The organism is Sinomonas flava (genome assembly GCF_039531875.1).
Taxonomy (GTDB): domain Bacteria; phylum Actinomycetota; class Actinomycetes; order Actinomycetales; family Micrococcaceae; genus Sinomonas; species Sinomonas flava.
The window spans coordinates 141,411-155,342 of sequence record NZ_BAAAQW010000003.1 but is presented as its reverse complement, the minus strand read 5'-3'; the positions used below and the strand labels follow the sequence as shown (position 1 = coordinate 155,342).

Annotated in this window: 12 protein-coding genes; 11 read left to right on the top strand and 1 reads right to left on the bottom strand. The window is 73.1% G+C overall.

Annotation, left to right across the window (positions count from 1 at the left end):
* Positions 1-107: 107 nt before the first annotated feature.
* Positions 108-1,580: a sialidase family protein gene (locus ABD298_RS03370; protein ID WP_344298284.1), complete on the top strand. Its 1,473-nt coding sequence runs from the start codon at positions 108-110 to the stop codon at positions 1,578-1,580.
* Here the strand turns inward: ABD298_RS03370 and ABD298_RS03365 are convergent.
* The gene (locus ABD298_RS03365; protein ID WP_344298283.1) at positions 1,570-3,435 is read right to left on the bottom strand and encodes a SulP family inorganic anion transporter; all 1,866 of its coding nucleotides are present in this window, start codon (positions 3,433-3,435) and stop codon (positions 1,570-1,572) included. The genes ABD298_RS03370 and ABD298_RS03365 overlap by 11 nt on opposite strands.
* A gap of 66 nt (positions 3,436-3,501) precedes the next feature.
* On the opposite strand from ABD298_RS03365, the gene ABD298_RS03360 reads away from it, so the two are divergent.
* From ABD298_RS03360 to ABD298_RS03315, 10 genes are all read left to right on the top strand, one after another.
* A complete protein-coding gene (locus tag ABD298_RS03360; protein WP_344298282.1) occupies positions 3,502-4,920 on the top strand; it encodes a phytoene desaturase family protein in 1,419 nt (472 codons plus the stop codon).
* Positions 4,921-4,929: 9 nt separating this feature from the next.
* The gene (locus ABD298_RS03355) at positions 4,930-6,075 is read left to right on the top strand and encodes a class I SAM-dependent methyltransferase (protein WP_344298281.1); all 1,146 of its coding nucleotides are present in this window, start codon (positions 4,930-4,932) and stop codon (positions 6,073-6,075) included.
* A gap of 85 nt (positions 6,076-6,160) precedes the next feature.
* Positions 6,161-7,420, top strand: a complete 1,260-nt coding sequence (locus ABD298_RS03350; protein ID WP_344298280.1) for an ROK family protein — start codon at positions 6,161-6,163, stop codon at positions 7,418-7,420.
* A gap of 67 nt (positions 7,421-7,487) precedes the next feature.
* The gene (locus tag ABD298_RS03345; protein ID WP_344298279.1) at positions 7,488-8,507 is read left to right on the top strand and encodes an AAA family ATPase; all 1,020 of its coding nucleotides are present in this window, start codon (positions 7,488-7,490) and stop codon (positions 8,505-8,507) included.
* A 7-nt stretch (positions 8,508-8,514) separates the two neighbouring features.
* The gene (locus ABD298_RS03340; RefSeq protein WP_344298278.1) at positions 8,515-9,399 is read left to right on the top strand and encodes a DUF58 domain-containing protein; all 885 of its coding nucleotides are present in this window, start codon (positions 8,515-8,517) and stop codon (positions 9,397-9,399) included.
* Complete coding sequence (locus tag ABD298_RS03335; protein ID WP_344298277.1) at positions 9,389-9,856, top strand: hypothetical protein; 468 nt, start codon at positions 9,389-9,391, stop codon at positions 9,854-9,856. The genes ABD298_RS03340 and ABD298_RS03335 overlap by 11 nt, the downstream gene beginning before the upstream one ends.
* Entirely contained in the window at positions 9,847-10,827 is a 981-nt protein-coding gene (locus ABD298_RS03330) for a vWA domain-containing protein (protein WP_344298276.1), read from the top strand. The genes ABD298_RS03335 and ABD298_RS03330 overlap by 10 nt, the downstream gene beginning before the upstream one ends.
* The gene (locus ABD298_RS03325; protein ID WP_344298275.1) at positions 10,824-11,822 is read left to right on the top strand and encodes a VWA domain-containing protein; all 999 of its coding nucleotides are present in this window, start codon (positions 10,824-10,826) and stop codon (positions 11,820-11,822) included. The genes ABD298_RS03330 and ABD298_RS03325 overlap by 4 nt, the downstream gene beginning before the upstream one ends.
* Complete coding sequence (locus tag ABD298_RS03320) at positions 11,819-12,658, top strand: hypothetical protein (protein ID WP_344298274.1); 840 nt, start codon at positions 11,819-11,821, stop codon at positions 12,656-12,658. The genes ABD298_RS03325 and ABD298_RS03320 overlap by 4 nt, the downstream gene beginning before the upstream one ends.
* Before the next feature lie 296 nt (positions 12,659-12,954).
* Positions 12,955-13,905 (top strand): methylenetetrahydrofolate reductase, encoded by a 951-nt coding sequence (locus ABD298_RS03315; RefSeq protein ID WP_344298273.1) that lies wholly within the window; start codon positions 12,955-12,957, stop codon positions 13,903-13,905.
* Positions 13,906-13,932: the final 27 nt, after the last annotated feature.

Below are 13,932 nucleotides of genomic sequence, written 5' to 3'. Positions count from 1 at the left end.
CACTGCGAGCCGGCGGTGCACGGGCCTGTGCGCACCCCCGCCGCCGATGAGTTCCACACCTTCCGTCCGCGCACCCGCAGCACATGATCCATCCGAAGGAGAACGCCATGACTGTCAGAGGCCTCCGCCGCGCCGCGCTGCTCACCATGCTTCCGGGCGCGCTCATCCTCACCATGCCGGGCGCCTACGCGGCGACCCTCAGCCCGCTCACGACGGCGAGCGGTCCCACCCCCTTCGCCCGCTGCACCCCCGGCGCCGCCTCGGGTGCCGTGCTCTATCCCGACGCCGAGGTCGAGCCCTGGGTCGCCGTCAATCCGAACGACTCGAGGAACATCGTCGGGGTGTGGCAGCAGGACCGCTGGTCCGACGGCGGCTCGCGCGGCCTCGTGGCGGGCTACTCGACGAACGGCGGCAAGACCTGGCACGAGACCGCGCAGCCCTTCAGCGCGTGCGCGGGGGGTCCCAGCCGCTACGACCGCGCGTCCGACCCCTGGGTGTCGATCGGTCCCGACGGCACCGCCTACTCGGTGGGCCTGTCCTTCCAGGGCAGCGGGCCGGTCACGGCGGTGCTTGCCGCGACGTCGGCCGACGGCGGCAGGACATGGGACAACCTCAACGTCCTCAAGGACGACGGGTCCCCGAAGTACTTCAACGACAAGGAGTCCGTGACGGCGGACCCCGCCGTGGCCGGCACTGCATACGCGGTCTGGGACCGGCTCGTGTCGCCAGCGGACAATCCGCGCTCGTCCGCCCACGCGGCGGCGTTCACGGGGCCGTCCTGGTTCTCGAGGACAACTGACGGCGGGAAGACGTGGAGCGAGGCGAAGATCATCGTCCCGACCCAGCAGAACCAGCAGACCATCGGCAACCAGATCGTCGTCAGCCCTGACGGCACCCTCTACAACGTCTTCGAGCTCACCCTCGGCACGGGAGCGAACGGGATCGACGGCCTCCACGGGCTCAATGTCGCCTTCTCCAAGTCCACCGACCGCGGCGAGACCTGGACTGCCCCGCAGGTCATCGCGTCGCTCGAAACGGTCGGAGTCACCGACCCGAACACCGGAGCGCCAGTACGCACCGGCGACATCATCCCCGAACCCGCGATCGACCCGGTGACGGGACGGATGTACGTCGTGTGGCAGGACTCCCGGTTCAACGGAGGCCACTACGACGAGGTCGCGATCTCCACGTCAGCGGACGGCGGAGCCACGTGGAGCACGCCGGCGCAGGTCAACACCCCCAGGGGCGTCCCGGCCTTCAACCCGAGCGTGAGGGTGGCCGGAGGCACCGTGGCCGTCACATATGACGACTTCCGCAGCCTCACGGCCGGCAACACGAGCACGCTTCCCACCGACTACTGGTTCACGTCGTCGCCCGTGGGCGGAACGGCCTTCGGCAACGAGAAGCACGTCTACGGCCCGTTCGACCTGATGACGGCCCCGGTCGCCCGCGGTTTCTTCCTGGGCGACTACCAGGGTCTGGCCGCGCTCGGCTCGTCCTTCGCATCCCTCTCCGTCCGCGCCAACGACGCGAACACCGCCAACAGGACCGACGCCGTCTTCACCGTCATCACCCCTTAGGAGGACCACTGCGGGAAGGCGAGCCGTCCCCCGGCGGCTCGCCGCCGGCGTCGCGCGCGCGGCTCTGGCTGCGCCCGTCGCCCTCGTCGCGCCCATCGTGATGGTTCCGCTCCTCGCGGTCGGTGCGCTCGTCGCGGTCCGCGCGCTCGTCGCGGTCCGCGCGGAGGGCGCGGACGGCGGCGCTCACCGTCGGATAGAAGTGGCCGGGCCCGAAGCGCGCCCGCGTGCCGAACTTCAGGAGCCGGTCCTTGACCGGTCCCTTGAGCTCGGCGAATACAAGCTCGATCCCGTGCCGGTCGAGCCACTCGTCGAGGTCCACGAGCTCGTCGAGCGCCGTGGTGTCGATTCCCGTGATCGGCTCGGCCGCAATGACGACATGCCGGATGTCGCGGTCGGCCCGCTCGACGAGGGAGCGCACGAACCCGGTGAAGACCGCGCCGTTGGCGAAGAACAGCGGCGCATCGAAGCGGGCGATCACGAGGCCCGGCACGCGGACGCCCTCCGGATGGCGCGAGAGGTCGTGGTAGCCCGGCACGTCCTCGAGGTCCCCGAGCTCGGCGCGGTACGGCGACCAGGCCCGCCGCACGAACTCGAGCAGGGCCAGTCCCACCGCGACGAGGATCCCGGGAAGCACGCCCAGCGTCGTCACGCCCACGAACGCGGCGGCCATGAGCGTCGTCTCCGTCAGGCTCATCCGCGCGAGCCGGACGATCGCCGGCCCGTCGACGAGACCGATGACCGCGGCGATCACGACGGCGGCGAGGGCCGCCGTGGGCAGGTACGCGGTGGCCGCCGGCGCGGCGAGCATGAAGGCCACGACGAGCAGCGAGGCGAAGACCCCTGCGAGCTGGCTCCTGGCCCCCGCTGCGACGGCCACCGGCGTCCGGGACCCGCTGCCGGAGATCGGGAACCCGCCGAACAGCCCCGCCGATGCGTTCGCGATCCCCACCGCGGCCATCTCGCGGTTCCCGGACACGGACTGGCCCTGCTGCCGGGCCAGACTCTGCGAGAGCACGCCTGTGTCCGCGAACGCCATGAGTGCTATCCCCGCCGCGGGCAGCAGCAGCGGCACCACGTCAGCGAGGGTGATCCCGCCGAGCGCGGGCGCTGGCAGCCCGCGGGGGAGCGCGCCGGCAACCTGGACACGCTCCCCGAGGCCGGCCGCCCACGTGACCAGCGCCGAGAGCACGACGGCGGGGAGCACGCCCGCGAGCTTCCACCCGAAGGCCCGCACGGCGCCGATGAGGGCCAGGGCGCCGCCGCCGAGGGCGAGGTCGGCGAGGTTCGTCTCGCCGAGGACCCCCACCGTGGCGGCCAGCTTCTGCCAGGGCGTGTCCCCCTGCGCCTCCACGCCGAGGAGCACCGGCAGCTGGGAGGCCACCACGACGAGGGCGAGACCGCCGAGGTAGCCGAGCCGGATGGGCCGCGAGAGCAGGTGCGTGACGGCACCGAGCCGCAGTGCGGCTCCCGCGGCCATGACCAGTCCCATGAGGATCGCGAGCAGGCCAGCGAGCGCGACGGCGCGTGCCTCGCTGCCCGCAGCAAGGGGCAGCACGGCCGCGGCGATGAGCGGAGCCAGGGACGAATCGGGCGCGAGCACGAGCACGCGGCTCGGCCCGATGGCCGCGTACACGACCATCGGCACGATCGTCGCGTACAGGCCGGTGGCCGGCGGGAGCCCGGCGGCCTGCGCATACGCCATGCCCGAGGGGATGAGCAGCCCGAACAGGGCCGCCCCCGCCATGGCGTCGCTGCGCAGCCACGCGATTCGGTAGTCGGTGACCCACGGCGCGACCGGGACCCACGAGGGCAGGCGGGCGCGCGCCGTCGTGCGCCGCGCCTCGGTTCTGCCCATGCCGGAATCATGGTCCAGGGCCGCGCCCCGCGCCAGTGGCGCCGATGCTGGTGCGAGGATGGAGGGGTGAGCAGCGCTGTCGTGGTCGGGAGCGGGCCCAATGGGCTCGCAGGGGCCGTGCACCTTGCCATGCACGGGCTGGACGTGCGTGTGCTCGAGGCCGAGCCCACCATCGGGGGAGGATGCCGCTCGTCGGTTGAGGACCTGCCGGGCCTCCTGGTCGACGAGTGCTCCGCGTTCCACCCGTTCGCCGCGGCCTCGCCCTACCTCTCGGGCCTCGGGCTCGAGGAGCACGGCCTGCGGTGGCGGCAGCCCGACATCCAGCTCGTCCACCCGCTGGACGGCGGCCGCGCGGCAGCTCTCTGGCGGGACGAGGCGCGCACCGCCGCCGGCCTCGGGCTCGACGGTCCCGCCTGGGACCGGCTGATCGGCCGTGCCTCCCGGAGCTTCGGCACCCTCGTCGAGGACATCCTGGGACCCCTCGTCGCCGTTCCCCGGCACCCGTTCGCGCTCGCGCGGTTCGGCCTCGACGCCGTCCTCCCGGCGACCCTGTCGGCTCGCCGCTGGCGGACCGACGAGGCCCGTGCGCTGTTCGGCGGGATCGCGGCCCACGCCTTCGCGCCGCTCGGCTCCCCGTTGACGAGCTCGGTCGCGATCGTCCTCGCCGCAGCGGCCCAGACGGTGGGGTGGCCCGTGGCCGAGGGCGGCTCGGGCGCGATCACGGCGGCCCTGGCCGCCCGGCTCGCCCGCTTCGGAGGCTCCATCGAGACGGGCCGGCGGGTCGAGGATGTCCGCGAGCTCGACGGCGCCGACGTGGTCCTGCTCGACGTCACCCCGTCCGCTGCCGCGAGGATCCTGGGAGACCGCCTTCCGCCGCGGGTCGCCGCCAGCTACCGCCGCTTCCGCCACGGCCCCGCCGCCTATCGCGTGGACTTCGCCGTGGAGGGCGGCATCCCGTGGACCTCGGAGCTCGCCCGCCGGGCCGGAACAGTCCACCTCGGGGGGACGATCGAGGAGATCGCCGAGGCGGAGGCCGCGACGGCCCGCGGCCGCATGCCCGCGCGCCCCTTCGTCCTCGTCGGGCAGCAGTACCTCGCCGATCCGGGACGCTCGAGGGACGGCGTCCACCCCGTGTGGGCCTACGCCCACGTGCCCCACGCGTTCGCCGGCGACGCCACCGAGGCCCTCGTCGGCCAGATCGAGCGCTTCGCACCGGGCTTCCGCCGCACGGTCCGGGCCACGGCGGTCCGCGGGCCCGCCGCCCTCGAGGCGCACAACGCGAACTACGTGGGCGGCGACATCGGCGCCGGCGCCAACACCGGGCTGCAGCTCCTCGCCCGCCCACGCCTCACACCGGACCCCTACGCCACCGGCGCGCCGGGCGTGTACCTCTGCTCCGCCTCGACCCCGCCCGGTGCCGGAACCCACGGCATGGGCGGCTACCGGGCCGCCTCCGCCGCCCTCAGGTGGCTCGCCCGCCGATAGGGTGGACGGGTGCACGACCACCCCGCCCCGGCGCCCTTCCCCTTCGAAGCGCTCCGGCGCTTCCCCGACGTCGAAGCGGAGAACCTCCAGGCCTACGACGCGACGGACAGGCTCCTCGCAGCGCGCGGGCTCGAGGAGGCGGCCCCACGCGGGCTCGACGGCGGTGACGTCGCCGTCGTGGGGGACGCGTACGGCGCGCTGACCCTCCAGCTCGCCGCCGCGGGCCTGCGCGGCCTGCGCGTCCACCAGGACCTCGTGACCGGCCGCGCCGCTCTCGCCCGCAATGCCGAGGCGCTCGGGCTCTCCGGGACCTTCGTGCCCTGCGAACTCGGCCCGTCGCTGCTGGCCGGCGCACGGCTCGTGCTTGCCCAGCTTCCCCGCGGCCTCGCCGAGCTCGACGAGGTGGCCGACGCCGTCGCCCGCTGGTCGGCGCCGGACGTGACGTTCATCGCCGGCGGGCGGGTCAAGCACATGAGCCTGGCCATGAACGACGTGCTCCGCAGTCATTTCGCCGAGGTCTCCGCAGGCCTCGCCGTGCAGAAGTCCCGGCTCCTCACCGCGTCGGGGCCCCTGACCGTGCCCGACCGGCCGCCCTTCCCGGTCTGCGCGGCGCACGACGACGTGGGCCTCACCGTCTGCGCGCACGGCGCCGCGTTCGCGGGGCCACGCATCGACATCGGCACGCGCTTCCTCCTCGGCTTCGTGGACCGCATGCCGTCGGGGCGGGCGGTCGACCTCGGCTGCGGCACCGGGGCGCTCGCGGCGGCCTACGCGCTCCAGCACCCGTCGGCCGAGGTGGTGGCCACCGACAGGTCCGCGGCGGCCGTCCGTTCCGCGCGCGCCACGATGGAGGCCAACGCGCTCGCCGGCAGGGTCGCCGTCGAGCACGACGACGCCGCGGCGCAGCTGGGCGAGGCGAGCGCCGACGTCGTGCTCCTCAACCCGCCCTTCCACCTCGGTGCCAGCGTCCACGCCGGGGCGGGGCTCAAGCTCATCGCGGCCGCGGCCACGCTGCTGCGGCCCGGCGGGGAGCTCTGGTGCGTCTTCAACACCCATCTGGACTACCGCCGCGCGCTGCAGGCGCAGGTCGGACCTACCGAGGTCGTGGGGCGGAACAGGAAGTTCACGGTCACCAGGTCGGTGCGGCGCGGCTGAGCGCACGCCAGAGTCCTTGTGCCCTCCTGCGTGGCGCACGGGGTAACGTACTTCTAGACACGCCCTGAACTGCAGAGAGGACCCAGTGACGGAGCCACGTCAGCCCGCTGCCCGCCGGGGGACGAACCTGCCGCGGATGGGGGACTTCAACCTCACGGTGATCGTCGATGCCATCCGCCGCTCGGAGTCAGGGCTCAGCCGTGTGGAACTCGCCCAGATCGTGGGCCTGTCGCCGCAGACGATCTCGAACATCTCCCGCCGCCTCCTCGACCAGGGCCTCATCATCGAGGCAGGCAAGGAGGGCAGCGGCCCGGGGAAGCCGCGGACCATCCTGCGGCTCAACCCCCAGGGCATGTATGCCGTCGGGGTCCACCTGGACCCGAGCATCATCACGCTCGTCCTCCTCGACCTCGTCGGTGCCATCGTCGCCAAGGAGACCTTCCTGACACCCCGCTCGCACGAGCCCGAGGAGATCGTCGAGGCGATCGCGGAGTGCGTCGGGCGGCTCATCACGACCTCGGGCGTGCCGCGCGCTCTCGTCGGCGGCATCGGCGTCGCCGCCCCCGGGCCCATCGACCTGGACCGGGGCGCCGTGGTCGGACCGCCGCTCCTGCGCGGCTGGGTCGACGTCCCGCTCCAGGAGATGGTCCAGGAGGCCACCGGCATCGAGACGACCATGGACAAGGACGTCACGAGCGCAGCGGTCGCCGAGATCTGGGCCGGCGGCCCCGGTGGGTCCGAGACGTTCGCGTTCTTCTACCTCGGCACGGGCCTGGGCTGCGGCCTGGCCCTCAACGGCGAGATCTACCGGGGCAGCTCGGGCAACGTCGGCGAGATCGGGCACATCATCGTGGACCCCGACGGTCCCCCCTGCTTCGACGGCTGCGGCATGCGCGGGACCATCGCAACCGTGCTCGAACCCGTCCGCATCGTCGGCGAGGCCATCGACGCGGGGGTCCTGCCGCCGCTCCCGCAGGACCCCACGGCACCCGACTTCCAGAAGGCCTTTGCACGACTGTGCGAGCTCGTCAACGCCGGGGACGAGCGGGCCGTGGAGATCCTCCGTGCCGCCGCACGGAACCTCGCATGGGCGGCGGCGGTGGTGGGCAACATGCTCGACGTCGAGCGCATGGTGTTCGGCGGGCCGTTCTGGGAACCGGTCGCGGACTTCTGCCTCTCCGTCATGCCCGACATGGTCAACGAGCTCCTCGCCACGCGGGGGATCTACCGGGTGGAGCTGATGGGCACCGGCCTCGGCGACGACGTCGGTGCGGTCGGCGCCGCGTGCCTCGTCCTCGAGCGGGCCCTCGCCCCGCGCGCTGAGCGCCTCCTGCTGGGCGGGTAGCATGGAACGCACGAGGGCCGCGAGCTCCGCGCACGGGCCCTCCTATCGTGCACTCGAGGGGGAATCTGTGCCGACTTCTGCCGACACCGCCGCGGCGAACGCGCCGCTCGCCGCGGATGAGCTCGCGCGCTCTGCCGAGGTGATCGCCGCCGTGACGGCCCAGTTCGAGGCGAAGGTGGTGGGGCAGGAACGGCTGCGGGAGACCCTGCTCGTCGGCCTGCTCACCGGAGGCCATGTCCTCCTCGAATCCGTCCCCGGCCTCGCCAAGACCACCGCTGCAGCCACCCTCGCCGAGTCCGTGCAGGCATCCTTCAGCCGGATCCAGTGCACCCCGGACCTCCTGCCCAGCGACATCGTCGGAACGCAGGTCTACGACGCCCGGGACGCGAGCTTCACGACCCAGCTCGGACCCGTCCACGCGAACATCGTGCTGCTCGACGAGATCAACCGCTCGAGCGCCAAGACCCAGAGCGCCATGCTCGAGGCGATGCAGGAGCGGCAGACCAGCATCGGCGGCCAGGTCCACCGCCTCCCCGAACCCTTCCTCGTCCTGGCGACCCAGAACCCGATCGAGCACGAGGGCACCTACCGCCTGCCCGAGGCCCAGATGGACCGGTTCATGCTCAAGGACGTCCTGGACTACCCGAGCCCCGAGCAGGAGGCCGAGGTCCTGCACCGGATGGACCGCGGCGTCTACGCCCCGGGACGTGCAGTGGCGCCCGCTGCCACGCTCGAGGACGTGCGCGCCCTCCGGGACGCCGCCCGCCGGGTGTACCTGGACCCGGCCATCACCCGCTACATCGTCGGCCTCGCCTACGTGACCCGGCACGCCGAGACCTACATCGAGCCCCGCCTCGCCCGGTTCATCGAGTTCGGGGCCAGCCCGCGGGCCTCGATCGCCTTCAGCGCCGCCGCGCGCGCCGCGGCGCTGCTCGCGGGCCGGGACTACGTGGTGCCGGAGGACGTCAAGTCCCTCGCGCACCGGGTCCTGCGGCACCGCATCATCCTCGGCTTCGAGGCGGTCGCCGAGCAGGTCCCCGTCGAGACCGTCGTGGACGCGATCGTCGCCGCTGTCCAGACCCCTTAGGAACGCCATGACCACGAGCCTCGTCGCAAAGGTCAAGTCGCGCATGTTCATCGTGGCCCACCGCAGGGCCCGGACGATGCTCGACGGCGAGTACGGGTCGGTGTTCCGCGGCAGGAGCCTCGACTTCGACGACCTGCGCGCCTACAACGCCGGGGACGAGGTGCGCGACATCGATTGGAAGGCCTCGGCGCGCTACGGGGCGCCGCTCGTCAGGCGCTATGCCGCCGTGCGGCGGCAGACCGTCCTCCTCGTCGCCGACACAGGCCGCAACATGGCCGCCGTCTCCCGCGGCGGGGACGCGAAGAAGGACGTCGCCGTCATGGCGCTGGGCGTGCTGGGCTACCTCGCCCACCGGCACGGCGACCTCATCGCGCTCGTCTCAGGAAACGCGGAATCCTCCTCGAGCCTTCCGCCGCGCGGCGGGGAGGCGCACCTCGAAGTCCTCCTGCGCCGGGTCGACGAGGCGGTCGCGCCCGACGGCGGCCGCAGCGACCTGACAGCGCAGCTCGCCCACGTCGCCAGGACCGTGGCGCAGCGGACCCTGCTCGTCGTCGTCGCGGACGAGGCCGCCATCGACGACGAGGACGAGGCCCTCATCAGGCGGCTCGCCGCGCAGCACGAGATCCTCTGGCTCACGGTCCGTGATGCCGAGCTCGCGGGACCGGACGCCCCCCGCCGCAGCTACGACGTGGCGGACGGGGGAGTGCTTCTGAGCCTGCTGGCCGACGCCGGGGACGTCCTGGCCGACTACCGCCGGCTCGTGGACGAGCGGAACGACCGCCGCGAGGCGCTCCTGACCCGCCTGGGAATCGTCGAGGGCCACGTCGACTCGGTCGACGGGGTCCTGCCGGCGATCTTCCGGCTGCTCGAGAAGCACCGCCGTGGGCGCTGATACGGGCTTCTACGGGCCGCTGGGCTACTCCGGGTTCTGGCTCTTCCTCGGACTCGCCCTCGTCGCGGCCGCCCTCGCGTGGGTGTGGTACTCGGTCTCGAGCACGCGCGCGCCGCGGCTCGGCCGCGACGTCCCGATCCCCCGCTTCCACGCGCCCGTGGGCCTGCGGCGCAAGTACCTCGGGGAGATCGACCAGATCGCCGCCCTCCTCGACCTCGGAGAGATCGGCCCCCGGACCGCTGCCCAGGAGATGTCCCGGATCGTGCGCGGCTTCGTGCAGGAGGTCACCGGGATCCGGGCCTCCCGCATGACCCTGGACGAGCTCCGCGAGCAGTCGACGCCCGCGGTCGCGGCCGCCGTCGAGCACTTCTACCCCGGCGAGTTCTCGCGGGACGGCGAGTCCGACGCCCGGGCCTCGATCGAGGCCGCGCGGACGGTGGTGGGCCAATGGAGCTGATGGCCGCCTGGCTCCTGGTCCCCGGGGCGCTCGCGATCCTGGGCGCGGTCGTGGTCGCACTGCGCCGCCGTCGTGGCACGCACGACGCCGTCCCGGTCGCCCACGGCGACCGGCTCGCCTCCCTGCCCAGCTACCAGCGCCTGGTGAGGAAGCAGCGGTTCTGGCTCGCCGCCGTCGTCCTCGCCGCCCTGGTCCTCGCGGGCGCGCTCCTCTTCGCTGCCGCCCGCCCGGTGCTGACATCCTCGCAGCGGCCCGAGGAGCGCAGCCGGGACATCATCCTGTGCCTCGACACCTCGGGGTCCATGAGCCGCGCCGACTCGGCCATCGTGGACGTGTTCGCCGGCATGGTCAGGGACTTCCGCGGGGAACGGATCGGCATGACGATCTTCGACGGCAGCGGCGTGCAGGTCTTCCCGCTCACCGACGACTACTCGTACATCGAGGAGCAGCTCCAGCGAGCCCGCGCCGCCTTCGACCGGCGCAGCTCCGACCCGGCCTTCTTCGAGGGGACGTGGCAGGGGCGGGGGACCTCCCTCATCGGCGACGGCCTGGCCTCGTGCGTCCAGGACTTCCCGAAGCTGGCCACCGAGAAGCGCTCCCGTTCGGTGATCTTCTCCACGGACAACTACCTTGCCGGGAAGCCGATCTTCACCCTCGCGCAGGCCACCGACCTCGCGAAGGAGAAGGCCGTGCGCGTCTTCGCGCTCAATCCCGCGGACTTCGGCGGCGGGATCGCCGAGACGGAGGCACGCGAGCTGCGCGACTCCGCCGAGTCGACCGGAGGCGCCTACTTCCCCCTCCGCAGCGCGACGGCGGCGCGCACCATCATCGGGCAGATCCAGGCGAGCGAGGCCACCTCGACGCGCGGCTCCGCCCAGGGCCTGGTCGCGGACCGCCCCGACGTGCCCCTCGGCGTCGCGCTCGTCTCCGGCGCCGTCCTCGCGCTCGGGCTCTGGAGGGTCCGCTCATGACCGTGCTCCCCGTGGTGCCGTGGTGGGCGGCCCTGGCCCTGAGCCTGATCATCCTCGGCCTCGTGGGCTGGGCGGCGTTCCGGGCCGTCCGATCCGGCCGCCCGCGGGCCCCGTGGGTGCTGCGCAGCCTCCTCGCCGTGTGCCTCGTGGCTGCCGCCTGGCGCCCCGGCATCCCCGGGGCCGAGGCGCAGGGCGCCGTCAACGACCTCAACGTGTTCTTCGTCGTCGACCTCACGACGAGCGCCTCCGCCGAGGACTACGGCGGCAGGCCGCGCCTCGACGGCGTGCGGGCGGACATGGAGGCGATCGCCGACCGGCTCGCAGGCGCCAAGTTCGCCGTCCTCACGTTCGACACGAAGGGTGCGGTCCGGATGCCCCTCACCACCGACACCGCCGCGCTCGAGGCGACGGCCGACGTCATGCGCCCGGCCTACTACCTGTACTCGAAGGGCTCGAGCATCTCCGCCGGAGCGGACGTGCTCAAGGCCCGGCTCGAGGCGTCAGCCCACGACTCGCCCGAGCGGGCGCGCATCGTGTTCTACCTCGGGGACGGCGAGCAGACGAGCCCCGAGCCCGCGGCCCCCTTCGGGATCGACCGCAGCCTCATCAGCGGCGGCGCCGTCCTGGGCTACGGGACCGAGTCCGGCGGGCGGATGCTGGAGAACTCGCCGCGCGACAGCGAGAACACCGGCTACATCAAGGACCCCACCACGGGGGCCGACGCGCTCAGCAGGATCGACGAGGGCGCGCTGCGCGACATCGCGGGCCAGCTCGGCGTCCCGTACGTGCACCGCGCGCCCGGGGATGCGGTGGACACCGCGCTCGTTGAGGCGCAGCCGGGTGCGCTCAAGGCGAGCGAGGAATCCGGCCTGTTCGGCCGCTTCGAGCTGTACTGGGCCTTCGCCCTCGCGGGGTTCGCCCTCGTCCTGGCTGAAGTGGTCCGATCGGGCGCAGCGCTCGCAGAGCTCAGGCCGCGGCGGAGGGAGAAGCCATGACACTCCTGGACCGGAGACGGAAGGCCCCGGCTCCCGAACGGAGCCGAACCGGGGGAGCACAGCCCCGGGAGACCGACGGGGCCCGCGCCGCCCGGCTCCGCCGACGCGCGCGCCTGCTCTCCTGGGGGTTCCCCTTCGTGCTCCTTGCCCTCGTGGTCGCGGCCAAGCTCCTCACGATGTCCGCCGCCGCGCAGCAGGCGATCTGGGCCTACGACGCGAAGGACGGCGCCGGCGTCTCCGGGGCAGCGGACTGGATGGGCGCGGCCGATGTCGTCGAGACCCACAAGTCGCACTTCGCGCGCGGCGATGCCCTCGTCCTCGCTGGGGACTTCGCCGGTGCGCGCTCCGCGTTCGAGGAGGCCCTGCGCCGCACCGGCAGCGACGACGAGTGCACGATCCGCGTGAACCTCGTCCTGGCCACGGAGAAGCTCGGGGACGCCGCGCGCGACGGCGGGGACGCGGCGTCGGCCGACCGGCTCTATGCCGACGCCGCGACGGTCATCAAGCAGGCCCCCGAGGGCTGCTTCGAACCTGACAGCCCACAGAACCAGCAGCAGCAGGGAGACCGGCTCGGCGAGGCCCGCGACCGCCTCGAGCGCAAGCGCGCCGAGGAGCAGGCCAGCGGGAACCAGAGCCAGCAGCCGGGGCAGGGGACGCCGCCGCAGTCCCAGCCGAGCACAGAACCGCCCCGAACGCCCGAGCAGCAGGCCCAGGACGGTCGGGTGGACGCGCTCGAGCGCTCCTCGGAGGCTGGCCAGCAGGAGCGCTCCGAGGGGGACCAGCGCCGGGACTACCTGCAGAACCCGCCGGCCGCGCCCGTCGACCGACCGTGGTGAGCCGGCGTCACATGCCGTCACGGTCTGACACATTGCGGAATCTCCTTGAAGCGCACCGGCTCCGCTTCCTAGGCTCGTACCCAAGTTGCCTCTGCAACGTGTCAGCGATCCCCGGTCCCGGGGATGTGGGTGCCCCCGTGTGGGCCTGACATTTGCCGCAGGGAAACTGCCCTCCATGCCGGGCGCCAGCCGCGGCGGCGCCCCACGGGCAGTGCACCCTGCGTTCCTGAAGACACCTCTGCCCTGCAACGCGCATGCCGCTGTGCAGGGACGGACTGGACCGCCAAAGGACGCAAATGTCTCCACCGACCCTGATCGACGCCCCCACATCCATCGCCGCACCGGCCCCTGTGGCCCTCTCCTACGAGCTGTTCCCGCCCAGGAGCCCGGCCGCTTCCGAGACCCTGTGGAAGACCATCCGCGAGCTCGAGGCCACCGACCCGGACTACGTCTCGGTCACGTACGGGGCGAGCGGCTCGAACCACGACACTGCGCTGGACCTCGTCGACCGCCTGCAGCTCGAGACGACCCTGCGGCCGCTCGCGCACCTCACCTGCGTCGGCGGCAGCCCGGCCGAGCTGAGCACGGTGGTCAACGAGCTCCTCGACCGCGGCGTCCGCGGCATCCTCGCCCTGCGCGGGGACACGCCCCGAGACGGTGTGCTGCCTCACGGCGCGCTGCGCTACGCCCAGGACCTCATCGAGCTCATCCGCCGTGTCGAGCTGCGCCGCTCCGCACAGTTCGCCGCCGGCAAGGTCGCGATCGGCGTGGCCGCCTACCCCACCAAGCACCCTGAATCGCCGAGCGAGGCCCACGACATCGAGGTGCTCCTGGCCAAGCAGCGCTCGGGGGCCGACTTCGCCATCACGCAGGTCTTCTTCCACACGGACCAGTACGCCTCGCTCCTGAACCGGGCGCGCCGGGCGGGCGTGACGATCCCGGTCATCCCCGGCATCATGCCGCTCACGAGCGTCAGGCGGATCGAGAAGCTCGCGAGCCTGTCCGGGGTGCGCCCCGACGCGTCGCTCGTCGACCGCCTCCGCTCCGCGGGCGACGAGGCTGCCGCGCGCCGCATCGGCATCGAGGCGAGCGTCGCGCTCGCCGAGGCCGCCCTCGAGGCGGGCGCCCCGGGCCTTCACCTCTACACGTTCAACGAGCACGAGGCCTCGCTCGAGGTCCTCGCCAGGCTCAGCCTCCCGCGTCCCCGCCGGCCCTCCCTGGCTGCCCGGCGCCGGGCCGCGCACTGATTCCGTTCCTTCCGCACACTTCGCCTG